The organism is Chryseobacterium sp. HR92 (genome assembly GCF_045689405.1).
GTDB lineage: Bacteria > Bacteroidota > Bacteroidia > Flavobacteriales > Weeksellaceae > Chryseobacterium > Chryseobacterium viscerum_A.
In genome coordinates this window covers 3563359-3588552 of record NZ_CP139139.1, presented here as the reverse complement: position 1 = coordinate 3588552, position 25194 = coordinate 3563359, and the positions used below count along the sequence as shown (strand labels likewise).

At 36.8% G+C, this 25194-nt stretch carries 18 protein-coding genes; 14 read left to right on the top strand and 4 right to left on the bottom strand.

Translation table 11 applies throughout. The features are described from left to right. Positions 1-246 precede the first annotated feature (246 nt). From SFA27_RS16000 to SFA27_RS15990, 3 genes are all read left to right on the top strand, one after another. Positions 247-1095, top strand: coding sequence for a hypothetical protein (locus SFA27_RS16000; RefSeq protein ID WP_407293461.1), 849 nt, complete (start codon positions 247-249; stop codon positions 1093-1095). A gap of 130 nt (positions 1096-1225) precedes the next feature. Beyond that, on the top strand, positions 1226-2323 hold the full coding sequence (locus SFA27_RS15995; RefSeq protein ID WP_047377196.1) for a Nif3-like dinuclear metal center hexameric protein: 1098 nt from the start codon (positions 1226-1228) through the stop codon (positions 2321-2323). Between the two features lie 2 nt (positions 2324-2325). Then, positions 2326-3102: a zinc ribbon domain-containing protein gene (locus tag SFA27_RS15990; protein ID WP_047377010.1), complete on the top strand. Its 777-nt coding sequence runs from the start codon at positions 2326-2328 to the stop codon at positions 3100-3102. 334 nt (positions 3103-3436) lie between these two features. Here SFA27_RS15990 and SFA27_RS15985 read toward each other — a convergent pair whose 3' ends face one another. Beyond that, on the bottom strand, positions 3437-5215 hold the full coding sequence (locus tag SFA27_RS15985; RefSeq protein ID WP_047377009.1) for a long-chain fatty acid--CoA ligase: 1779 nt from the start codon (positions 5213-5215) through the stop codon (positions 3437-3439). 368 nt (positions 5216-5583) lie between these two features. On the opposite strand from SFA27_RS15985, the gene SFA27_RS15980 reads away from it, so the two are divergent. After that, positions 5584-6723, top strand: a complete 1140-nt coding sequence (locus SFA27_RS15980) for an acyl-CoA dehydrogenase family protein (RefSeq protein WP_407293457.1) — start codon at positions 5584-5586, stop codon at positions 6721-6723. A gap of 22 nt (positions 6724-6745) precedes the next feature. Continuing rightward, positions 6746-7111, top strand: a complete 366-nt coding sequence (locus tag SFA27_RS15975) for a hypothetical protein (protein WP_047377007.1) — start codon at positions 6746-6748, stop codon at positions 7109-7111. Between the two features lie 268 nt (positions 7112-7379). Here the strand turns inward: SFA27_RS15975 and SFA27_RS15970 are convergent, their stop codons facing one another. Both SFA27_RS15970 and SFA27_RS15965 read right to left on the bottom strand, forming a co-directional pair. Then, the gene (locus SFA27_RS15970; protein ID WP_407293454.1) at positions 7380-8324 is read right to left on the bottom strand and encodes a DUF4349 domain-containing protein; all 945 of its coding nucleotides are present in this window, start codon (positions 8322-8324) and stop codon (positions 7380-7382) included. Between the two features lie 424 nt (positions 8325-8748). Beyond that, a complete protein-coding gene (locus tag SFA27_RS15965) occupies positions 8749-10344 on the bottom strand; it encodes a peptide chain release factor 3 (RefSeq protein WP_047377005.1) in 1596 nt (531 codons plus the stop codon). A 221-nt stretch (positions 10345-10565) separates the two neighbouring features. Between SFA27_RS15965 and SFA27_RS15960 the strand changes: the two genes are divergently transcribed. The 8 genes from SFA27_RS15960 (at position 10566) to SFA27_RS15925 (ending at position 23303) form a co-directional block, all read left to right on the top strand. Further along, complete coding sequence (locus SFA27_RS15960) at positions 10566-11396, top strand: CPBP family intramembrane glutamic endopeptidase (RefSeq protein ID WP_264518481.1); 831 nt, start codon at positions 10566-10568, stop codon at positions 11394-11396. Between the two features lie 41 nt (positions 11397-11437). Continuing rightward, positions 11438-12013 carry an RdgB/HAM1 family non-canonical purine NTP pyrophosphatase gene (rdgB, locus tag SFA27_RS15955; protein ID WP_407293451.1) on the top strand — a complete coding sequence of 192 codons (576 nt, stop codon included), beginning with the start codon at positions 11438-11440 and terminating at the stop codon, positions 12011-12013. 68 nt (positions 12014-12081) lie between these two features. Next, positions 12082-12996: a ribonuclease Z gene (locus SFA27_RS15950; RefSeq protein WP_264518480.1), complete on the top strand. Its 915-nt coding sequence runs from the start codon at positions 12082-12084 to the stop codon at positions 12994-12996. A gap of 7 nt (positions 12997-13003) precedes the next feature. After that, positions 13004-13774: a TIGR02757 family protein gene (locus tag SFA27_RS15945; protein ID WP_407298176.1), complete on the top strand. Its 771-nt coding sequence runs from the start codon at positions 13004-13006 to the stop codon at positions 13772-13774. A gap of 11 nt (positions 13775-13785) precedes the next feature. After that, positions 13786-14340 carry a DUF1003 domain-containing protein gene (locus tag SFA27_RS15940; protein ID WP_047377002.1) on the top strand — a complete coding sequence of 185 codons (555 nt, stop codon included), beginning with the start codon at positions 13786-13788 and terminating at the stop codon, positions 14338-14340. Positions 14341-14546: 206 nt separating this feature from the next. Further along, positions 14547-16907, top strand: a complete 2361-nt coding sequence (locus tag SFA27_RS15935; RefSeq protein WP_407293448.1) for a choice-of-anchor L domain-containing protein — start codon at positions 14547-14549, stop codon at positions 16905-16907. A 168-nt stretch (positions 16908-17075) separates the two neighbouring features. Further along, on the top strand, positions 17076-20660 hold the full coding sequence (locus tag SFA27_RS15930; RefSeq protein ID WP_407293446.1) for a choice-of-anchor L domain-containing protein: 3585 nt from the start codon (positions 17076-17078) through the stop codon (positions 20658-20660). A 285-nt stretch (positions 20661-20945) separates the two neighbouring features. Further along, on the top strand, positions 20946-23303 hold the full coding sequence (locus tag SFA27_RS15925) for a choice-of-anchor L domain-containing protein (protein ID WP_407293444.1): 2358 nt from the start codon (positions 20946-20948) through the stop codon (positions 23301-23303). Between the two features lie 127 nt (positions 23304-23430). Here the strand turns inward: SFA27_RS15925 and rsmA are convergent, their stop codons facing one another. Continuing rightward, entirely contained in the window at positions 23431-24201 is a 771-nt protein-coding gene (gene rsmA / locus SFA27_RS15920; RefSeq protein ID WP_047376997.1) for a 16S rRNA (adenine(1518)-N(6)/adenine(1519)-N(6))-dimethyltransferase RsmA, read from the bottom strand. Between the two features lie 91 nt (positions 24202-24292). Between rsmA and SFA27_RS15915 the strand changes: the two genes are divergently transcribed. Continuing rightward, positions 24293-25192 (top strand): ABC transporter permease, encoded by a 900-nt coding sequence (locus SFA27_RS15915; protein ID WP_047376996.1) that lies wholly within the window; start codon positions 24293-24295, stop codon positions 25190-25192. The last annotated feature ends 2 nt before the right edge of the window (positions 25193-25194 follow it).

Below are 25194 nucleotides of genomic sequence, written 5' to 3'. Positions count from 1 at the left end.
TATAGGTTATTTCACAGCGAAGTTAGTAATTTCTATAAAGTATAGGGTAAAGATATGATTGTTAAAAGAATCCTGCAAATGTTAAAAGTATTTCTATCATTAAAAAGTGAATTATTAACATTTAATTTAATGATTTTCAATATATTATAACATACAAAATACGAATAAAATATCACATATAAAAATTTATTTTTTAACATAATACTAACTCAAGTTTGTAATTTTATCCAACAAAAGCTTTATATCATGAGAAAAATTTTAACCTTGTTTATTCTGTTTTTCATAAGCAGTTTTGTACATGCTCAGGTTGGGATTAATACTTCAACACCCAATGGTGCTGCAGTACTGGATATAGTCTCCAACCAGAAAGGGATTCTCATTCCTCGTCTTACTGATACTGACCGGGATACATACCTGGCAGATAATAACGCTTCCACAGTACCGCCTGCAGGTGTTGCGAATGCTAACCTTACTGCAGGAACACTTATTTTTAATACGACAACGAATAACTTCCAGTATTGGGATGGTACCCTCTGGAGACAGCTTTTTGTTCCCACATCTTCTCAGGCTGGTAACGACGGTGTCGTTAAAATAAATTCTGGAAACGCAAATGTAAAACCTTCATTCAGTTTAAGTGCAGCAGGAAGCGGGTATGGCCCAAGACAACAGGTGCTTTATGCCACACCGCTAGTCTTTGCAGCAAGTCCTACTACAAGCTGGCCGGAAACCACAGTTCCATTTCCGGGAGTTACATCCAATATTTATGTTGCTGCTACGGGTAAATGGAGGGAGAATGAAATTAACGGACAGGTCCATGTCTGGAGGGCTATCGCTACGATTACTCCGGGGTCCAACTCTTCAGGATCCGTAAAAGCTACTTTTAAAAACCCTGATTCCGGTTTTGAAATTAACTCTATCCAGTTGCTGCCAAGTGGTTCAAGTGGATCAGGTAACATCCTTACGTTCTATTTCTATACCATTGCAGATCCTGCGAGTCTTGATCCGGGAAGAGGTTATCAGCTTTTTATGGAAGCCGATATCAACTGTAGTGTGGTAATGGAATCCTTTACAAGAGTATCGCTTTTCAAAGATTAACAGTGTCTATTTATTTTTTTAATATCAAATTCAAACCGGCCGATGAAAGCCGGTTTTTTATTGAATCAGAAATATGCTTTGGATTTTTAGTAAAATTAATATCTTCGCTGTAACTGTAAAATATAAATTAATGAAGCTAAAAACTGTAATTGCAAAGATTGAAGAGGAAATAAGTATCAGACAGGCAGAAGATTTTGATAATGTAGGTCTGTTGTGTGGTGTTTATGATCGTGATGTATCTGGGATTCTGGTTTGTCATGATGCTTTGGAAAATGTTGTAGATGAAGCTATTGAAAGAAACTGCAATCTTATTGTATGTTTCCATCCGATTATATTTTCCGGACTCAAATCTTTAACAGGGAAAAATTATGTAGAAAGAGCTGTTTTAAAAGCTATCGAAAATAAAGTGGCGATCTATGCCATTCATACAGCATTTGATAATGATTTCTTTGGGGTTAATTATGGAATTTGCAGTCAGTTGGGATTAAAGAATATGAAAATTCTTCAGCCGAAAGAAAATAATTTAAAACAGCTGACGGTTTTTGTTCCGAAAGAGCATTCCGAAAAAGTAAAAGAAGCTATGTTTTCAGCAGGAGCAGGAAATATAGGTTTCTATGACGAATGCAGTTTTACGGTCAATGGTAACGGAACATTCAGACCGGTAGAGGGTTCAAATCCATTCTCAGGACAGCAGGGCATTCGTGAAAATGCAGATGAAGATATGATCTCTGTAATTTTTGAAGGCTTTAAACAAGGTCAGATTGTAGGAGCGATGAAAGCCGCACATCCTTACGAAGAAGTAGCTCACCAAATATACAGCCTGGATAATAAAAACCATCATGCCGGACTGGGAATGTATGGTGACCTGGAAGAAGAAATGGATGAAAAAGATTTCCTGGGGTTTGTAAAAGAAAAGTTTGGTCTTGAGGTGATAAAACATTCTTCATTTAACAATAAAAAAATCAAAAGAGTAGGGGTTCTGGGAGGTTCCGGAGCGAGTGGAATAAGATCTGCTGCTTCCAGGAAATGTGATGCTTATCTTACCGGAGATCTTAAATATCACGACTATTTTTTAGCTGAGTCTAAAATGCTGATTTGTGATATTGGCCATTATGAATCGGAACAATTTGTTACCCAACAATTATTTGAAATTTTATCACAAAAATTTAGTACATTTGCAATTTCAAAATCTATTGAAAAAACAAACCCAGTAAATTATTTCATTTAAATATGGCAAAAACCAACGATATTTCAGTTGAAGAAAAATTAAGAGCTTTATACGATTTACAGATCATTGATTCAAGATTGGATGAAATCCGAAATACTAGAGGAGAATTGCCAATTGAAGTTGAAGATCTTGAAATCGAGATTGAAGGTCTTGAAAAAAGAGCTGAAAAATTTCATGCTGATATCAAAGATCAGGACGATCAGATCAAAACAAAGCATGAAGTTATTAACCATGCTAAAACTTTAATTGAGAAGTACAAATCTCAGCAGGATAATGTAAGAAACAATAAAGAGTTTGAAGCATTAGGAAAGGAAATGGAATTCCAGGATCTGGAAATTCAGCTTGCTGAAAAAAGAATTAAAGAATTCGGAGTGAAAATTGCTCACAAAAACGAAACTTTAAGTGAACTGAATACTAAGATCGACGATTTGAAAAGCCACTTGAAATTCAAGAAAGAAGAATTAGATGGTCTTATCTCTGAAACTCAGAAAGAAGAAGAATATCTTTTAGAGCAATCTAAAGAATATGCAGGTAAAATCGATGAGAGATTATTGGCTTCTTACAACAGAATCAGAACAAATTCTATTAACGGTCTTGCAGTAGTAGGATTAGAAAGAGGAGCTCCAAAAGGATCTTTCTTCACCATTCCGCCTCAAAAGCAAATGGAAATTGCTCAGAGAAAGAAAATTATTATTGATGAGCATTCAGGGAAAATCCTTGTTGATGACGAACTGGTAATGGAAGAAAACGAAAGAATGAAATCTGTAATTAAATTCTAATTATTGATTTTAAAACAATACAAAAGCTGTTTCAGAAATGAAACAGCTTTTTTTGTGTATATGTAATAGGAACAGGCTTAGCCCGTTTAAACTTTTAGCATAATGTATTTTTTGCGGTGTCTTTGTCATTCCGCAAAAATCTCAACTCTACTTTTTGATTATAGTATGGATTCCTACGGAATGACAAAGGTTGTGCTATAATTAGATTAAAAAAATCAATGGTGGTGAATCAATAGAAACGGGCTTTAGCCCGTTTAACTAAAAAAATAAATCTTCCTATTGGCTTTAGCCAAAACAGAAAAAAACCGCCTCAAAATGAAGCGGTTGATATTATTTACTCATGATGATCATACATCTTATTATACAAAGCAATAAACTTCTCTTTTACTGCCTTTCTTTTTAGTTTTAAAGTTGGAGTAAGCAATCCGCTTTCAATGCTCCATACTTCAGGAGTAAGCTCAATCTTTTTAATTTTTTCCCAGTTTCCAAGATGTTCGTTGATTCCTTCGATTTCCTTTTCAATCCTTTGCTTCAGCTCAGTACTTTTTGCAATCTCTTCTGGTGTAGAGCCTATATTCAGATTATTTCTCATAGCCCAGCTTTTTGCAAATTCAAAATCAGGCTGTACCAAAGCACATGGCATTTTTTCACCATCACCTACAACCATGATCTGTTCTATGAACTTAGAAGCTTTTGCTAAATTTTCAATCGTCTGTGGGGCAATATATTTTCCACCAGAAGTTTTGAACATTTCTTTCTTACGGTCAGTGATCTGTAAAAACCCGTCACTATCAATATGTCCGATATCTCCGGTTTTGAAAAACCCATCTTCCGTAAAGGCTTCTTTGGTCATCTCTTCATTTTGAAAATACCCTTTGAAAACAGATGGTCCTTTTACTGTAATTTCACCATCTTCCTGGATCTTTACTTTTAAATTATCCAATGGAATACCTACCGTTCCTACCTTCATTTTCTCAAAGCTGTTTACGGAAATTACCGGGGAAGTTTCTGTTAAACCATAACCTTCCAAAATTGGAATTCCTGCATTTTGGAACATTAAGTTAAGTCTTGTAGATAATGCCGCAGATCCTGAAACCAATGTCACAATTTCACCGCCTAAACCTTCTCTCCATTTGGAAAATACCAGTTTGTCTGCAATGATTTCCTGAAGTCCGGATGGTTTCGAGATTACTTTTTTCTTGCTGATCAGATTCAAAGCCCAGAAGAATATTTTTGATTTTAATCCTCCGGCAGAAGATCCCGTATTGTAAATTTTATCATATACCTTTTCTACCAACCTTGGGACTACAGTCATATAATGGGGCTTCACTTCTTTCACGTTTTCCCCCATTTTCTCGATGCTTTCAGCAAAATAAAGAGAAAAACCGTTGTATTGATAGAGATAGAAAAGCATCCTTTCAAAGATATGGCAGATTGGCAGGAAGCTTAATGCTCTTGTTTCCTTATAATCCAAGCTCTTTTTCTTTGGAATTCTTGGAATAGCACCCAATACGTTTGAAACAATATTATTGTGGGTAAGCATTACTCCTTTAGGTCTTCCGGTAGTTCCAGAAGTATAAATAATAGTCGCAAGATCCTCTGTATTGATGGCATTGGAAAGGTCGTCTACTTCAATTTGTGTAGATTCATCTTTACCCAGATCCAGAATTTCTCTCCAGTTGGCAGCACCGCTGATGTTGTCGAAAGTAAATATTCCCTGTAGACTTGGGATATTATGTTTTACTTTCATTACCTTAGTCAACAGCTCTTTGTCAGAAACAAAACAGTACTGAATTTCAGCATTGTTGAAGATAAATTCGTAATCTTCAGGTGAAATGCTCGGATAAACAGGTACAGAAACAACTCCGATCTGAGAAAGACCAAAGTCCATAATTGCCCATTCAGTACGGGAATTGGTAGTAATCAAAGCGATTTTATCACCCGGTTTTATGCCCAGCTTCAGTAACCCTCTGGATATCTTATTTCCCTCATTAATAAACTCCTGTGTAGAAGTTTTTTTCCACTCACCCTGATACTTAGTTACAAACATATCCGTTTTCGGATATTTTTCTAAAGCGTAGTGCGGAATATCGAATAATCTCTTGATCGTCATGATTTTTTAAATAATTTATAAAGAAATTTAAATATAAGCATTTTTTTTAATTGAAAACATAGGAATGTAATAATTAGGAATTAGTTAAATGCTTGCCATAATATATTGAATCAAAAAAAGGGCTGGAAGCCTTTAAAGGGTGGTTCCGAGGGCTCATTACAGATCCGGTATACCTTAACCTGCTGTTTTTACTTTCCCTCCTGAATTGGATGGTGTTCCCGATTGGTGAACCGGGATGTCATTTGTGGGCACTTTGAACCTTAGAATCTGTTTCAACTCCCTTTTTCTGTGCGTTTTTCCTGTCTTTAATTTATTTTTTCAGATTTGCTTAAAAAGTGTAAATTTACGGCTATCTAATTATTTTTTTTATGGACTTTAATTTATCGGAAGAACAGCTGATGATTCAGCAGGCAGCAAGAGATTTTGCACAGAACGAACTATTACCTGGAGTGATTGAAAGAGACCGTGACCAGAAATTCCCTGCAGAACAGGTGAAAAAAATGGGAGAAATGGGCCTTTTAGGAATGATGGTAGATCCACAATACGGAGGAGCAGGTATGGACAGCGTTTCTTACGTGCTGGCAATGGAGGAGATTGCAAAAGTGGATGCTTCTGCAGCTGTTGTAATGTCTGTAAATAACTCATTGGTTTGTGCCGGTCTTGAAAAATTTGCTTCTGAAGAACAGAAAGTAAAATATCTTACTCCATTGGCTAGCGGGCAGGTAATAGGAGCATTTGCATTATCTGAGCCTGAAGCTGGTTCTGATGCTACTTCTCAGAAAACAACTGCTGAAGACAAAGGAGATTATTATCTTTTAAACGGAATCAAAAACTGGATCACCAATGGTGGAACAGCTACTTATTATATCGTAATTGCACAAACAGACCCTGAGAAAAAACACAAAGGGATCAATGCTTTCATCGTAGAAAGAGGATGGGAAGGATTTGAAATCGGATTGAAAGAAGACAAATTAGGAATCAGAGGAAGTGATACACACTCTTTGATCTTTAATAACGTAAAAGTTCCAAAAGAAAACAGAATTGGTGCTGATGGATTCGGGTTCAACTTTGCAATGGCTGTATTGAACGGAGGAAGAATCGGTATTGCTTCTCAGGCTTTAGGTATTGCTTCAGGAGCTTACGAACTGGCATTGAAATATGCTAAAACAAGAAAAGCTTTCAAAACTGAGATCATTAACCACCAGGCTATTGCATTCAAATTGGCTGATATGGCAACTCAGATCACAGCGGCAAGAATGTTATGTTTCAAAGCGGCATGTGAAAAAGATGCAGGAAAAGATATCTCTGAAAGCGGAGCTATGGCGAAACTTTACTCTTCTCAGGTAGCAATGGATACTACTATTGAAGCAGTACAGATCCATGGTGGATACGGATACGTGAAAGAATACCATGTAGAAAGATTAATGAGAGATGCAAAAATCACTCAGATCTACGAAGGAACTTCTGAAATTCAGAAAATTGTGATCTCAAGAAGTATCTCAAAATAACATTTTATAAAACACACTACCTATGAAAAAATCTTTGTGGATCATCCTCGGTGTTGTACTGTTGTTACTAGGTGTATTTGTCTGGTATAAGTACTATTTTGTTTTCGGAGAAGGGGTGAAATCCGGATACCTGAACTATGCTATGAAAAAAGGTTATATCTTCAAAACCTATGAAGGTAAGCTGATTCAGGAAGGCTTCGGGAGAGGAAAAACAGGAACAATTACAAGCTATGAGTTTGAGTTTTCTGTAGATGATCCTGAGATTTTCAAACAATTGGAAACCAACAGCGGTAAAACCTTTGATCTGCATTACAAAGAATACAATGGTGCTCTTCCATGGAGAGGAAATACAAAGTTTGTCGTAGACAAAGTAGTGAATATGAAATAAAACAAATAAGGCTCTCAATCTGAGGGCCTTATTTTACACCAAATCACAAAATATTAATATATGAAATAAAAATTTCCAAACTTATTTTGAATCTTGTTTGACAACAAAGATTCATTACATTTTGCTTCTATTTAAAGTTAAGAGGAATTTTCCAGATAAGCAAACTGTTTTACTGAATATTTGATAAAATTAGACATTAGAATTGAACTTCAATTCTAAACCTCATTAAAAAAACATTAAAAATCCACCCTGAAGATGGATTTTAAACTTAGTGAGAGTCGTTATGAGGAATATTTTTATTTTTCTTTTTGTAAAAGTAATATCCAATACCGGCAATAAGAAATAAAGGCCATAACGGAAGAATAAAGAGGAAAATAGAAGTGATTACCTCCCAGCCTGATTCAATGGCTGCCAATGATTTTCCACCGAAAGTTTTAGGTTCCTTTTCTGTTTGAGCTTTATCACTGATATTTACATTGATCGTACAGATTGTATTGTCTGTATAATTACGCCCTGAAACCTGAATATCCTTAGTATCTATGTCTCCAACATTATTGTTGATGGCATCCATTAAACCATCAAAATGCTGGATTGGAACTTTGATATCAAGGTTGTATGTCTTTTGATTCTCTCCATAAGGCCTGGCAGATTCTACATAAGAAAGATTTTCACTTTTGATGTAGCCGTTGTTTTTTTGGGCCTCTTCTCTGATGATTTCCTTCACCGTTTCTGCATTCTCCGCTTTTATAACAAGATACCCTGATTTTACCATTTTATCTTTTGGCATATTCAGTTCATAACTGTCATTTTTAGGCTTGTCTTTATAAATGATTTTGGTTTCTTTAATCACCTTTGGAGCCGGAGTTTTTACTGCTATTTTTTCAGATGGTTTTTCAGCAGAATCTTTTTTCTCTAATTTGGATTCCAGTTTTGTAGTGGCTATTTTCTCAGATAAGGAATCCACTATCTTCGAGGTGTTTTCTATTTTTTGCTGGATGTCGTTTTTAGTACTCTCAAAATCTTTTATTTTAATACTGGCAGAATCCATGATCTGGTTTGCTGTTTTACCTGCGTTGTCAATGGTTTCTGTAGCAGCAGTAGCAGTACTGTCGGCTGTATTAATAACTTCATTGATTTTATTTTGTGCAGCTTCTCCTTTTTTACACATAATGAAGGTGCCTGATATAGCAATAAGTAATATGAACTTTTTCATAACATTAATTTTTTTGATGAAGTAAAATTAGGAGGGAAGTTCTTGTAAAGATTGTAAATAGAATGTATTGTGCTGGTAAAGTGATAACTGTTTTATTTTCAGTGTTTTGTATTTGTTTTACAAAAGATTTACAAAGTAGTTTTCCCTGTTTAGGATACTAAAAGAGTAGGATATGTGTTCTTGGAGTGTTTAATAACAAAGTTTTATTAGATTAGATTCCTGCGGAATGACAAACAGAGCGATAAATTTATCCATACACTTTGTCATTCCGCCAAATATTAGTTCAGTAACCTAAAAATTCCCCTCCTCTGGAGGGGTGGCAAAAATTCAACGAATTTTTGACGGGGTGGTTTTGAAAATACATAATAAAAAAATCCGCAGAAAACTTCTACGGATCTATATTGTAAGCAATTTTGTCTTTTAATTAGTGTTCCTGGAACTCACTGATGAAATGTAATTTCACATTCGGGAATTTCTCCTGTGTCATATGAATGGTGAAAGATGAGTCTGCAAGAAATACCAGTTGATTGTATTTATCTCTTGCCAGGAATCTTTGCTTTAATCTTGCAAATTCTTTGAATTCTTCAGATTTTTCATCTGCTTCTACCCAACATGCTTTGTGCATAGATAGAGGCTCATAAGTACATTTTGCACCATATTCATGTTCCAGACGGTATTGGATAACCTCATACTGAAGTGCTCCTACAGTTCCGATAATTTTCCTTCCGTTCATTTCAAGCGTAAATAGCTGTGCAACCCCTTCATCCATCAGCTGGTCAATACCTTTTGCCAATTGCTTAGCTTTCAACGGATCGTTGTTGTTGATATAGCGGAAATGTTCAGGAGAGAAACTAGGAATACCTTTGAAGCTCAATTTTTCTCCTCCTGTAAGTGTATCTCCGATTCTGAAACTTCCGGTATCATGTAAACCTACGATATCACCAGGGAAACTTTCTTCCACTACCTCTTTTTTATCTGCAAAGAATGCGTTAGGAGAAGAGAATTTCATTTTTTTACCCTCTCTTACCAATAAATAGTTCTCATTTCTCTTGAATGTCCCTGAAACAATCTTCACGAAAGCAAGTCTGTCTCTGTGTTTAGGGTCCATATTCGCATGGATTTTGAAAACAAATCCTGTGAAAGTGCTTTCTTCAGGTTTTACAAGACGCGTATCACTTTCTTTTGGCTGCGGCATTGGAGCAATGTCAATGAAAGCATCCAGTAATTCACGTACTCCGAAGTTATTTAAAGCTGAACCGAAGAATACAGGCTGAAGATCACCTTTCATATAATCATCACGATTAAATTCAGGATAAACAGATTGAATAAGATCAAGTTCTTCTCTTAAAGTTTTGGCTGCTTTTTCACCAATCACTTCATCAATAGAAGTATCATTGATGTCATCAAACTTGATAGAATCTCCAACTTTCTGTTTTTTCTCCTCTAAGAATAACTGAATATTGTTTTCCCAGATGTTATAAATCCCCTGGAAATCACTCCCCATGCCAATTGGTAAAGAAAGCGGACAAACTGTTAGTCCTAATTTTTGTTCTACCTCATCCAAAAGATCGAAAGCATCTTTCCCTTCACGGTCCAATTTATTGATGAAAACCAACATAGGAATGTTTCTCATTCTGCAAACCTTAACAAGTTTCTCAGTCTGTTCCTCAACCCCTTTTGCAACGTCAATAACAACGATCACAGAATCCACAGCCGTTAAAGTTCTGTAGGTATCTTCAGCAAAGTCTTTGTGACCCGGAGTATCCAGGATGTTGATTTTGTGGTCTCTATATTCAAAAGCCAATACGGAAGTTGCTACAGAGATCCCTCTCTGTCTTTCGATTTCCATAAAGTCGGAGGTAGCCCCTTTTTTTATTTTGTTGGATTTTACCGCACCCGCTTCCTGAATAGCACCACCGAAAAGAAGCAGCTTTTCCGTAAGAGTTGTTTTTCCGGCATCCGGGTGGGAAATAATCCCGAAGGTCTTTCTTTTTTGTATTTCTTTGATTAAGTCTGACATATCGTATTTTGAAGTTGCAAAAATCGGGATTTTTTGCGAGGTTTTCAAATTTAAATTACAACAATGCTTATCAGTATAGGGAGTGGGGGGATAGTAGAGTTTGGGACCGGTTTACAAATGACCGTTATAACGTCATTAAATAAATAAGAAATTCCTTTTTTAGTTGCCTGTAGCATTCAAAAAAATTATCTTTGTTTCTAATAAACTTTTACAGAGAAAGGATGGAAAATAGCAAATATCCGAAGTTTACGTTCACATGGTTTGGCGGTGTTGTTTTGGTGGTTGGATTATTTGTAGGAACAATGGCTGTTTCTTTATTCAGCACTTTTTGGAAAGTTGTTTTCAGGGAAAATATAGAATTGAAAGACTGGTTCCTTATGGTTGCAAATTCTGTAGGATTCCTTACTGCTATTGCCTTTTTTGATTTTTTCATCGTAAGGCGCACTACCCAAAAGAAGCTTAACTTCAACTTATCATCCGTTAACTTCTCTACCTATCTCCTTATTTTTCCAATGATGGCGGGAATGATGTTTATTTCTGAATTTATTGCCGCTCAGATTCCTACTACAGGACCTTTCTTTGGTGATTTTTATGAATATTTTACCCAGTTGATGAGCCAGCTGACAGATAATCCGGTGGTAATGATTATCATGACCGTAATCATGGCTCCGATTTTTGAGGAGATTATATTCAGAGGGATTATCCAGAAAGGATTGATTAATAAAGGAGTAAAACCCTGGAAAGCAATTTTGTATGCTTCCATTATTTTTGGAGTGGTTCACGGAAATCCATGGCAGTTTATCAGTGCAGTGATGCTGGGCTGTGTGCTGGGATTGGTATATCATAAAACAAAATCTTTACTAATGCCCATACTGCTGCATGCGTTTAATAATTTAACCCTGTCGCTGTTGGTACTTTATGGTAAAGATGAAAGTTTTGCAAAAGTTCTTAATGTTTCAGAATGGCTTGTACTGGCTGTAGGAATTATACTTTTCTCTTTATTCTATTATCTTTTTATGAAAAAGTATAAAGTGCATTATGCTGAAATGTAAGTAACCAGGTTAAAAAAGTAAAATTGAAAATGAATATAGAAATGGAATTATTAGTAGCTACACACAACGAACATAAAAAAGAAGAAATTCAACAGATCCTGGGAAGTGATTGCGTTGTGAAAAGTCTTACCGATTATCATATTCACGAAGAAATTGTGGAAGATGGAGACTCTTTTCATGCCAATGCCCTGATCAAGGCAAAATACTGCTTCGAAAAAACAGGTGTTCCAAGTTTGGGAGATGATAGCGGACTTGTAGTAGAATCTTTGGATGGAAGACCTGGCATCTTCTCTGCACGTTACGCCGGAGATCACGATTTTGCGAAAAATATTGAGAAGGTGCTGGAGGAAATGCAAGGAATTGAAAATAGAAAGGCTTATTTCGTTACTGTTCTGTGCTACTATGATGAAAACGGAGCGCAATATTTTGAAGGAAGAGTTCACGGAAATTTACTGACAGAAAATAAAGGTTTCAAAGGGTTCGGGTATGATCCTATTTTTGTTCCGGTAGGATATGAAAAAACCTTTGCAGAAATGGATCCGGAAGACAAAAACAAAATCAGCCACCGTAAGCAGGCCTTAGATTTATTTATGGATTTTTTAAAAGTGACTGATTAAGTTTAAATATCAGGGTGAACTACCCATTTAGATTTTCTGTCGTACATTTGTTATAATAAATTATTGATTTGAGTACTTATTTAACAATATTAGGCTTCAACTCAGCAATTCCGACTATCAATACATCACCCACAGCTCAGCTGCTGGAAATGGAAGAAAGGCTCTTCCTTATTGATTGTGGAGAAGGTACACAGGTACAGCTGAGAAAAGCAAAAGCAAGATTTTCAAAAATCAATCATATTTTTATCTCCCATCTTCATGGGGATCATTGTTTTGGGCTTCCGGGACTTATTGCTTCTTTCCGTCTTTTAGGAAGAGATACCCCGCTGCATGTTTATGGTCCGAAAGGTATTAAGAAGATGCTGGAAACCATTTTCCAGATTACGGAAACACACCGCGGTTTTGAAGTGGTATACCATGAACTGGATAAAGATTATTCCGAAAAAATATATGAAGACAACAGAGTAGAGGTATATACTATTCCGCTGGATCACAGGATTTACTGTAACGGTTACCTTTTTAAGGAAAAGCCGAAAGACAGACATCTTAATATGAAAGAAATTGCCAAATACAGTGAGATTGAAACCTGTGATTATCACAATATAAAAGCAGGAAAAGATTTTGTATTGAGTGATGGCTATGTTCTTAAAAACGAAATTCTGACTCTTGAACCTGCTCCGCCGGTATCCTACGCATTTTGCAGCGATACGCGTTACCTTGAAAGTGTGATTCCGATTATTAAAAATGTTACCGTTCTCTATCATGAATCAACATTTTTACATGATTTGAAGGAAATGGCTGATTATACAGGACATACTACGGCATTGGAGGCGGCAACGATTGCCCAGAAAGCTCAGGTTGAAAAATTAATTTTAGGACATTTTTCCAACAGATATGCTGATCTGACTGTGTTTACTGATGAAGCAAGAAATATTTTCCCCAATACATTTTTACCAAAAGCTTTGGAAAGTGTAAAGATTTAGAATGAATATGCTGAAATTTGAAGAACTCAGAGATTTTCTCAACGAAAAAGCAGATCAGTATAATACTCCTGATTTTATTGAAAATGATCCCATACAGATTCCTCATCGTTTTTCTTTAAAACAGGATATTGAAATTGCAGGATTTCTGGCAGCCACAATTTCCTGGGGAAACAGAAAATCAATCATTAATTCTGCGGATAAGATGCTTGATATTATGGGAAATTCTCCCTATGATTTTGTGATGAATTATTCAGAAAAAGATCTGGAAGCTATTCAGGATAAAAGCATTCACAGAACTTTCAATGGACAGGACTTTTCCTATTTCATCAAACAGTTCAACAGGATTTATAAAGAAAATGAAAGCCTGGAAAGTCTGTTTGAAGTAAAAGAGCCGGAGAATAATTTTCTCCACGCTATAGAACGATTCAGGAATGGATTTCTAGAAACAGAAAAACACAGAAGTCATAAACACATCAGTTCGCCTTACAAAAACTCTTCTGCCAAAAGGATTATTATGTTTCTGAGGTGGATGGTGCGTAAAGATAAGCGGGGGGTAGATTTTGGAATTTGGAAAAATATAGATCAGAAAAACCTTTCCATTCCTTTGGATGTGCATACCGGAAATATTTCCAGAAAATTGGGATTGGTTTCCAGAACACAGAATGACTGGAAAACGGTAGAAGAACTGGATGCTGCCATTAGAAAATTTGATGAAGCAGATCCTGCAAAATATGATTTTGCATTGTTTGGATTAGGGGTAACCAAAGAACTGTTATAAAAATATAAAGGATGAAAAAATATAACGAAAAAACAGAAGTTCTTGAAAAAATAGCGGATAGTATTACATCATGGATAGGGTCTATTCAGTCTCTGATTGTACATACTTTGCTGTTTCTTACTTCGTTTTTGCTTCCAATGCTGCATATAGTGGATTTTGATAAGATGCTTCTGATTCTTACTACAGTGCTTTCTCTGGAAGCTATTTATCTGGCTATTTTTATCCAAATGTCGGTTAATAAAAGTCACGAGAAAATTGAAGATATCCAGGAAGATATTGAAGAGATCAGTGAAGATATTGAAGACATTCAGGAAGATATCGAAGAGATCAGTGAGGATATCGAAGAAATCAGCGAAGACATTGAAGAGATCAATGAGGATATAGAAGATATCCAGGAAGACATTGAAGAGATTAATGAAGAAGAGGAAGAAGAAGATCACAATGAAAGAGCAAAAAACGTAATATTGAGAAGTAATGTAAACTCTAATAAAAACGAAATAAAAGCATTAAAAGATATTATCTCTCAGCTGAAAAATGAAATTGAGCAATTGAAAAAAGAAGAATAGTTGTAACTGAATAATGATAATGAAATATAAACAGATCAATTGGGTTGATCTGTTTTTTTATAAGTGGATTTTTATTCTAATGATTTGCGGAAAACGTAATAATAAGAAAAAAATATTATGAATCTAGGTGTTTGTTTGAAAAATAGTAATGTTAAAGGCTGATTTGTTATTATTATTTTTGCTACATTTGAACAAATGAAAACAAAATGTTAATCTATAGACTAAAAAACTATTTTTTCCTTTTTTCTTTTTTATTGATTTCTGTTTCTGCACTTTCTCAAACGAGACCAGTCAGAAAATCAGAGAAGATAAAGCCTTCTGCTGCCAGTCTTAGAGCTGGAGCATTCATAGATGTGAATGTACCGCCTTACACACCTTCAAACTATACACCCGAGCAATTGGTGAAGAATATTTTGATCAATGGGGGTACCAACTGTACAACAGCCAATGTGACGAACGTTACAGTATCTCCTAATCATGATGTGACTAACAGCAATAGATTTTGGGGATATTTTCATAAAGGAACAACAAGCTTTCCTTTTACTGATGGTATTGTCCTTACTACAGGATACGCTTCGGAAGCTGGTAATAACTATGTATCAGCTGTTGGACAATCAGTAGGAACAGGAAGTGATGCTGATCTTGTGGCAGCTACCGGAGCCAACGTTAGCTTAACGGATGCTGTAGCACTTGAATTTGATTTTGTACCCAATTCAAATCAGGTAAAATTTAATTATATATTCGTTTCTGATGAATATACATCCAACTATCCTTGTACAGGATATTCTGATGCTTTTGCATTATTATTAAAGAAAGTTGGAGATCCTACCTATACTAATCTTGCCATATTACCAGGTGGTGCAGGACCTGTAAGTGCAACCAATATTGTTCCTGCAGGAAATGGATTCAGTTGTGGACCTATCAATGCAACTTATTTTGGAGCTTTGGCGAATCCGCATCTGGTTATTAATTATTTTGGGAGAACAACTCCTTTAACAGCAGTGGCAGATGTAATTCCGGGACAAACCTATCACTTTAAAATGGTATTGGCAGATGCGAAGGATCCTTCCCATGACTCTGCTGTTTTCTTGGAAGGGGGATCTTTTGATGTCGGAATTAAAATTGTAGATGAGGCCGGAGCAGTTTTGCCAGGCAGCATCAACATGTGCGACAATACACCGAAACAATTGAAAGCACAGGTAGCAGCCATTCCGGGAATGACTTATCAGTGGTATAAAGATGGAGTTGCCATTCCGGGAGCAACCAGTGCTATTTATGTTGCTACCCAGCCAGGAGTATATACTGTAAAAGTAATGGTTCCGGGCAATCAGTGTCCTAGTGAAGCAACTATTACCATTGTCGGAGGAACAAGCCCTACAGTACAGAATGCTGAACTTAAACTTTGTACAACACCAGCACTCAGTACCTTTAATTTAGAAACAGCAAAACCTCTGATTAGTACAACACAGGGAGCGGTATTCCGTTTTTATGCCAATCAGGCTGATGCGCAGGCTCAAAATAATAGTTACATCACCAATCTGACAACCTACAACGGTACAGATGGGCAGGTATTATATGTACTGGTTTCCAATGGTGCTTTCTGTAGTAAAATTGCAACCTTAACTTTAAGAAAAGAGGAAACTCCAACAGCATTGCTTACAGCTCCCCGATTAAAAATCTGTGCAGGTGAATCTGTATTATTAACAGCTACCGGTGGAGTGACATACCAATGGAGTGATTCTGCAGCCACTACTGGCGGAATAAGAACTGTAAGTCCTACCCAAACCACTACATATACGGTATATGCTATCGGAGCACAGGGATGTAAATCTTTGCAGCCGGCACGTATTACGATTGAAGTAGTACCGGCTATCGTTTCAAACTTAAAAGGAGGACATATCTGCCAGGGAGATAAAATCATTCTGGATGCAGGTTCAGGCCCTGGATATACCTATCAGTGGAGTAATGGAGAAACAGGTCAGAGTATTACTGTTGCAACTCCGGGAGAATATTCAGTAATGATAAGCAATGGGGTATGTTCAAAAGAGTATAAGACACAGGTTATTAAAGCAGTGATTCCTGAAGTAATAAAAGTGGATTATAATGATAACGGAACAATGATTCTTACGGCAAGTAATCCAAGTAACGGTATTCTGGAATATTCAGTGGATAACGGAGTTACATGGCAGGCTTCAAATGTATTTAACAATGTCCCTAAAAATAAAGTCATTTCAATCAGGGTAAGAGTTAAATTTACAAGCTGTGTAGGCTTCCTTGAATTCTTTACATTCGTTATGAAAAATGTGATTACTCCAAATGGAGATAACCTTAATGATAGTATTGATTTCAGTGGAGTTATTAATTATAAAAATTTCAGCGGACAGGTTTTTGACCGATACGGAAGAGAAGTCTTCAAAGCTGAAAAAGTGAGGCCATATTGGGACGGATATTTCCAGGGTAAAAAACTTCCTACTTCCACATACTGGTATCAGATAACCTTCGAAGATCCTGCGAGTAAGGAACTTACCGTGAAAACAGGATGGATATTACTTAAAAATATAGAATAATTAAAATTATAATCGAAAGACTGGCTATTTTGTCAGTCTTTTTTTATTATATTAAAATAAATAGAGTTGATATCCTAACATAAATAAATTTGCGTTAGTAATAATGTAAATTGTGTTAACTTGAATTTCAATCAAAAAAAATAGTATTTTTGTTTAAAATAATATAAAATGTTAAATAGGAGGAGAGGAAATTTATTTTTAGCATTATTTCTGGCTTTCATAGGAAACTTTGTTTTGGCTCAAAATAAAGGGAGGGTAGAAATTGCTGCAAAACCTAAAGCTGCTTCTTTGAGAGCGGGTGTCTTTATTGATGTGAACGCACCAAGTTACCCGGAATCAGGCTATCCTATAACCCAGCTGATCAATGATGTTCTTATATCAGGAGGTACCACTTGTACCAGTTCAAGCGTAAGCAATGTAACCGTATCTCCAAACTTACCTGCTACCAATCAGAACAGAAGCTGGGGATATTTTAATAAATCAAATACCAATTTTCCGTTTAGTAAAGGGATTATACTTTCTACCGGATACGCCAATAAAGCAGGAAATACTTTTCAGGGAACCTTAAGTGATGACCTTGGAACAGGAGGAGATGTAGATCTTGCGAATGCTTTGGGAATCGGGAATAATAACCTGACCAATGCTACCTCAATAGAGTTTGACTTTGTAGCAGCTTCTACTGAAATTACTTTCAGATATTTATTTGCTTCAAAAGAATATCAGCAAAACTTTCCATGTACCATTACAGATGGTTTTGCCTTGCTTCTAAAAAAAGCATCTGATCCTAATTATACCAATCTTGCAGTGCTTCCGGGAGGAGCGGGTGCTGTAAGTGTTACCAATATCCACCCGCAGTATCAAAACTGCGGACCTAAAAATGAAGCCTATTACGGTGGTACAAATACTGCTCAGATTGAAACCAATTTTAATGGGCGTACCATTCCTCTGACAGCAAAAGCAACTGTAATACCAGGAGAAACGTATCATTTTAAAATTGTTCTTGCTGACTATCAGGATCCTAACTTTGATTCTGCAGTGTTTTTGGAAGCAGGATCATTCGATATTGGAGTGAAAATTTTGGACCCGGCTGGAGTACAGCTGCCTGCATCTGTAAATATGTGTGACAATACACCACAAACTTTTACAGCTTCTGTTCAGGGTCCCAATATTACATATCAGTGGTATTCAGGTACCAATCCGATTGCTGGGGCTACCAATGCAAGCTATACGGCAACTCAACCGGGAGTATATACTGTAAAAGTTTATATTCAGGGGAATACCTGCCCGGGAGAGGCTACCATTACCGTGGTAGGGGGAACATCTCCTACAGTACAGAATGCTACATTAACGGCCTGTTATGCTGCCGGAAATGCTACATTTAATTTAACATCAGCACAGGCTTCAATAAGTACCACTCCGGGAGCTGTGTTTTCATATTATACGACCCTGACAGACGCTAATGCAGGAAATACAAATACAATTTCAACTCCCACAGCTTACCAAAGTGCAGGAGGAACAGTATATGTAAGAGTAGCCAATGGCTTTTGTGCTAAAGTAGCGCAACTGCAATTGGTAAAAGCACCACAAATGACGCCTACTATTGCTCCTCCGGCAGTACTTACCTGTGCTAACTCTCAGACGACATTGGATGCATCGGCTTCCGTTTATCCGGCAGGTGCTACATTCAACTGGACAACCACAGGCGGAAATATTGTTTCGGGGGGTACAACTCTAAATCCTGTTATCAATGCTGCCGGAACCTATACTTTAACCATAATAAAAATATATCAGCCCGGAAATATCAGCTGTACAGCAGTGGGCAATGTGACCGTAACAGGAAACAGTGCTCCACCAGTTACGGGACTTACCGCAAGTAAAATAAAAATCTGTAAAGGAGAATCTGCAACACTTACTGCTTCAGGAGGTGCTACTTATAACTGGGGCAATGGCCTTACCGGAAATGGAAGTACACAGGTTGTTTCTCCTACTGTTACAACTACTTATACTGTAACAGCAGTAGGTGCTAACGGATGCGTGTCTCAAAACCCCGCCACCATAACAATTGAAGTATCAGAACCTTTTACAGCACAAAATGCAATATTGCATAAATGTTATCAGCCAGGATTAACTTATAATCTTACAGAAGCTCAGCCTCAGATCACAACTACAGGAGGAGTTACTTTCACTTACTATGTCAATCAGGCTGATGCCAATGCTGCTAACGGAAACTCTATTGCAACGCCTACAACATATACACCACCGGGAGGAAGCCAGACTATTTATGTATTGGCAAGTAACGGAGGCTGCAGCTATGTAGTATCTCTGCAATTATTAAGCACAGCTCAAACTACTCTTACAATTGCAGCGCCACAAACGATTACCTGTACAACCCCTCAGATTACAATTAATGCTTCGGCATCTGTAGTACCTGCGGGATCCACTATCGTCTGGACAACAACGGGAGGAACTATTGTGTCCGGAGGGAATACACTTACCCCTGTTGTAAGCGCTGGCGGAACGTATACTTTAACGGTTACTAATATATCACAACCAGGAAACCTGAGCTGTACCTATACTTCAACAGTAACTGTGTTGGAAGATAAAGTAAAACCAGTAGCTGCTGTTGTTTCATCAGTACCTCGTATTTGTATAGGAGAATCTGTAACATTGACAGCTTCGGGAGGGGTAACCTATAACTGGGGTAATGGCCTTACCGGAAACGGAAATACTCAGGTTGTTTCACCTACTGTAACGACAACATATACGGTATTTGCCGTGGGAGCTAATGGTTGTATTTCTGCAACAGCAGCAAGTGTAACAGTTCAGGTTGGCCCACCTATCGCAGGACTTACTGCATCCAAATTAAAAATCTGTGAAGGAGAATCTGTAACATTGACGGCTACAGGAGGAATTACTTATAACTGGGTAGGACTTACAGGAAATGGAAATACACAGGTCGTTACTCCTACTGTAACAACAGAATATTCAGTATTTGCACTGGGAGGAAATGGATGTAGCTCTGTGAATCCGGCTAAAGTTACTATCGAAGTAGTTCCTGCAATTGTTTCTACATTGAAGGATGTATTTGTTTGCGCCGGAGATAAAGGAACTCTTGATGCAGGTCCTGGACCAAATTATACATACTTATGGAATACAGGCGCAACCACTCAGACAATAACGACTAATGTTGCCGGCACTTATTCTGTGATCATCAGTAACGGAGTTTGTTCTAAAACGTTCTCTGCTCAGCTGATTAATCCTGATCTGCCACAGTTTACCAACGTTGTATATGATAATCATATTCTTACCCTTACGGCAAGCAATCCAACAGGAGGTACTTTAGAATACTCAATAGACGGAGGGCTGACATGGCAGCCGTCGAATATATTTACCGGTATACTGAATAATACAATGTATACTCTGATGGTAAGAGTAAAAGGTGCCAAATGCGGTACTTCACTTGACTATTTTACATTCGTTATCAGTAATGCTATTACACCTAATATGGACGGTGTAAATGATACTATAGATTTCACAGGAATCAGCGGATACAAAGATTTTGCAGCTTCTATCTTTGACAGATATGGAGCCGAGGTATTCAAAGCTGCGAAAGGTGATGTTATCTGGACAGGGTCTTTAAAAGGAATTAATCTTCCTACTGCTACTTATTGGTATAGAGTACAGTGGGAAAACCCGGCCAGTAAGAAAATGGAACAACGCTCAGGCTGGATTCTCTTGAAAAACAGAAACTAAATATTTAGAATAAAAAATTAACAACAAAATCTTTCAGCAATGAAAGATTTTGTTGTTTTATACCATAAACGTTATCGTGTTTTGTGAATTATTTTAAATAGAGGATAAATATGTTAAAACAATTTGTAACACGATGCTACCACATTGTTCATGGTTTGTACGAATAGGGATTGATTAACGAAAATTTACTTTAAAAGGTTCATATATTGTTTTTTTATGGTAAAAAATATAAATATGTATGTGAGATATTTAAAAAAAAATTAAATTTGTTGAAACAAAAATATTATGAGAAGATATCTACCGCTTTGTTTATTTTTTTTAGTCATCTCGACTTTTTTATTTTCACAAGATCTGCCACCAAGGAAACCTCTAAAGGAAACTCCTACAGCAGCCTCCAGAAGAGCAGGTGTTTTTATTGACGTGAATGCTCCGCAGTACCCTGAAACTGCTTACACTATTGAAAAAATGGTTAAAGATGTATTGATCTCATCCGGGACCAATACCTGTCTTACTCCCAATGTAACCAATGTGAAGATTACTCCTAATCATGCTGCAAGTGATGCAAACAGAGCATGGGGTTATTTTCATAAGGCGACAACCAATTTCCCTTTTAAAGACGGGCTTATTCTTTCCACAGGTTACGCAAGAAGAGCTGGTAACAGTTTTGAAGGTGGACTGAGTGATGTCAACGGTGGAGGATCAGATGCTGATCTTGCACAGGTGATTGGAGTAGTGGAAAACAGATTGAATGATGCTGTTCTTTTGGAATTTGACTTCGTTCCTACGACAAGTCAGATTAAATTTAATTATCTGATTGCATCCGAAGAATACACAGGTTCATTTCCATGTACCTTTGCAGATGCATTTGCGATCTTATTGAAACCTACTTCGGGTGGACCTTATGTGAATATGGCTGTGCTTCCCGGAGGTGCAGGACCTGTAAGTATTACGAATATCCACCCTGCAGTACCAGGCAGCTGTGGAGCGGTAAATGAACAATATTTTGCCGGATATAACACAGGTAACGTGGAAACCAATTTTGCCGGAAGAACAATTCCATTGACAGCTACAGCCACCGTAGTAGCAGGGCAGCAGTACCACTTCAAAATGGTAATTGCCGATTATAGTGACCACAGTTATGACTCTGCAGTATTTCTGGAAGGAGGATCTTTCAATATTGGAGTAGACCTTTTAGACCCTGCAGGAACAAAATTACCTTCTGATATCAACGTTTGTGATAATGTACCTCAGGTAATCACGGCTTCTGTAAATGACCCTAACCTTGTTTATCAGTGGTATTATAATGGTGCACCGGTACCTAATGCTACTACCAACACAATTACAGCGATACAGCCGGGTACTTATACTATTGAAGTAAGTGTTCCGGGGAATCCATGTCCGGGTAAAGCTACTATTCAGATCCATGGAGGAACTACTCCGCAGGCTCAGGATGCTACATTACTGCTTTGTACCACGCCGGATATTACCACTTTTGATTTAAGTACAATTACCTCTACCATCAGCCCGACACCGGGAGCTATTTTTAAGTTCTATGTGAATCAGGCAGATGCAATAGCACAGAATGATAACTATATCCAGACTCCGTTAAACTATAACGGTAATGATGGACAGATTCTTTATGTTGTGGTTTCCAATGGAGGATTCTGTAGTAAAATGGTTGAATTGAAATTACTGAAAGAAGTAACCCCAACTGCTAAAGTAAAAGCTTCCAGAATAAAAATCTGTCCGGGAGAATCTGTAACCCTTACTGCTGAAGGTGGAGATACTTACCTATGGAGCAACTTTATGGGAACAGGAAATATGCAGACCGTTACTTTATATCAGACAACAACATTTACAGTATATGCCATTGGAGCAAAAGGTTGTAAATCTCTTAATCCGGCAACAATAAGAATTGAAGTTACTCCTGAAATCACTTCACCATTAAAAGATGTTGAAATGTGTATCGGTGATAAAGTGACTCTTGACGCAGGTGCAGGACAGGGCTTTAAATACCTTTGGAGTACAGGGGCAACAACACAGAAAATTGATGTGGACCAATGGGGTATCTATTCTGTGGAAGTTGATAACGGAATTTGTAAGAAAATTTTTGAAGCTAAAGTAATGGGTGCTGCTACTCCTTTTGTGACTGCATTGAGCTATGAAAGCATCAAGAAAACAGTAACGATCACGGCTGAAAACCCTCCGATGAACAATATGCCAAGTACTTTGGAATATTCTATTGACAACGGAATCAGCTGGCAGGATTCAAACGTGTTTACCAACCTTTTAGACAATACAAATTATACAGTTTTGGTAAGAAGAGTAGGTACACACTGCGTAGGATCTCTAGAATTCTTTACATTACAGATCAACAACATTATTACTCCGAACGAAGACGGAATCAATGATGTATTGGATCTTAAAGCTCTTGGAGACTTTAAAAACTTTACAGGTTCTGTGTATGACAGATATGGAGTAGAGATGTTCAGATTCTCAAAAGAAAATCCTATCTGGGACGGAACAGTTGGAGGTAAGAGACTTCCTACAGCAACATACTGGTATAAGTTCAACTTTGAGTATCCAAGATCAAAAGCTCAGATGAACTGGTCAGGATGGATTATGCTGAAAAACAGAAACTAGAATTGATAATGTAATATAAAAGAAAGCCTTTCAGATTTATTTTGAAAGGCTTTCTGCTTTTTAGGAATAAAGGCTGTTATTAATCCAACAAAAAAGCTCCTTTATAAGAAGCTTTTATTATTGAAGTTTATTGATTTTCTTTCCAGAGATTGGCAAAGTGTATAAAATCTGATACACTAAGTTCTTCGGCTCTTTTATCTAAAAACTCATGACCTTTTAAAGCTTCAGGAATATTTAAGGATTTCAATGCATTAGACAATTTTTTTCTTCTCTGGTTGAACCCTGTTTTTACAATCTGCTTAAAAAGAATTTCGTTGCCTGCAAGGCCTTCCTTAGGATTTCTTGTAAGACGGATTACCCCTGATTTTACTTTTGGTGGTGGATTGAAGACGTTCTCATGTACCGTAAACATATAAGATACATCATAATAAGCCTGTATCAGAACAGAAAGAATACCGTAATCTTTAGTTCTCGGAACAGCTGCCGTTCTCTCAGCCACCTCTTTCTGGAACATTCCTACCATTTCCGGGATCAGTTGATAATGATCTACAATCTGAAATAAGATCTGAGAAGAGATATTATAGGGGAAATTACCAATGATGGCAATCTGATCATCTTTGATAAAACTGAAGTCCTGTTTCAGGAAATCTCCCACAAAAGTCTCTTCAGTAACCTTTGTATAATTTTTTTTCAGGTATTCGATAGACTCAGTATCGATCTCTGCAAGGTAAATGTTCTGATCTTTTTCAAGAAGATATTTGGTAAGAACTCCCATTCCGGGACCTACTTCCATAATATTATTATAGTTCTCAAAACTAAGACCTTCTACGATTTTTCTTGCGATGTTTTCATCTGTCAGGAAGTGCTGTCCAAGATGTTTTTTTGCTTTTACACTCAAGGTTTTTTATGATTTTATTAACAATGATTTTCTTTATTTCGTCCCAAATTTCGGAAGTTTTTTTCTATTTTAGCCAAAAATTTTAATATTAATGGCTAAATCTGTAGATGAATTTAATAAGAAAAGGCTTCGGTCCAGCAATATTACAGTAGTGATAAGTATTGCCTTAGTGTTATTTTTGTTAGGATTAATGGGGCTTATTTTAATTAATGCCCAGAAATATTCTGACTATATCAAAGAACAATTGGTGGTGAACGCCTACTTTGATGAAAATTATGATGCTAAAGATTCTGTAAAAATTGCAAAACTGGAGGAAGAAACTTTTAAAAAGGTACAGACTCTAGCTCCAGTAAAAAAAGCAACCTATATTTCAAGAGACATGGCTGCAAAAGAAGCCAAGAAAAGTATGGGAATTGACAGTGATGCATTGTTTGAAGAAAATATTTTCCCTTCTTCTATTGAAGTTGCTTTAAAACCGGAATTTGTGGATCCAGCAAAAATTGATGAAGCTATCAAAGAGATCAAATCAGTTCCCGGGATTATCGATGTTAAAAATGACAGTACTTTGATGGTGGATGTTTACAATAACCTGAGCAGAATCTTAAAGTGGATCTTAGGATTTTCAATTCTGTTTCTGGTATTGGCGGTTGTATTGATCAACAACTCTATCCGTCTGAAAATATTCTCGAAGAGATTTATTATTAAAACAATGCAGCTGGTAGGAGCGAAAAGAAGATTTATTCTTAAACCCTTCATCATTGAAGCTATAATTTTAGGAGCTATTGGTTCTGTAATTGGTCTTATTGCTTTAGGTGGTGTCTGGTATTATTTCACGAGCCAGATTGGTTCCGCTTTCGTACAGGACAACAACCAGTACTTCTGGTTAGTGATCCTGGTATTGGGAGTAGGAGTTTTTATCTCTGTCTTAAGTACAATTTTCGCTACATGGAGGTTCTTAAAATCAAACGTTGACGATTTATATTACTCTTAACA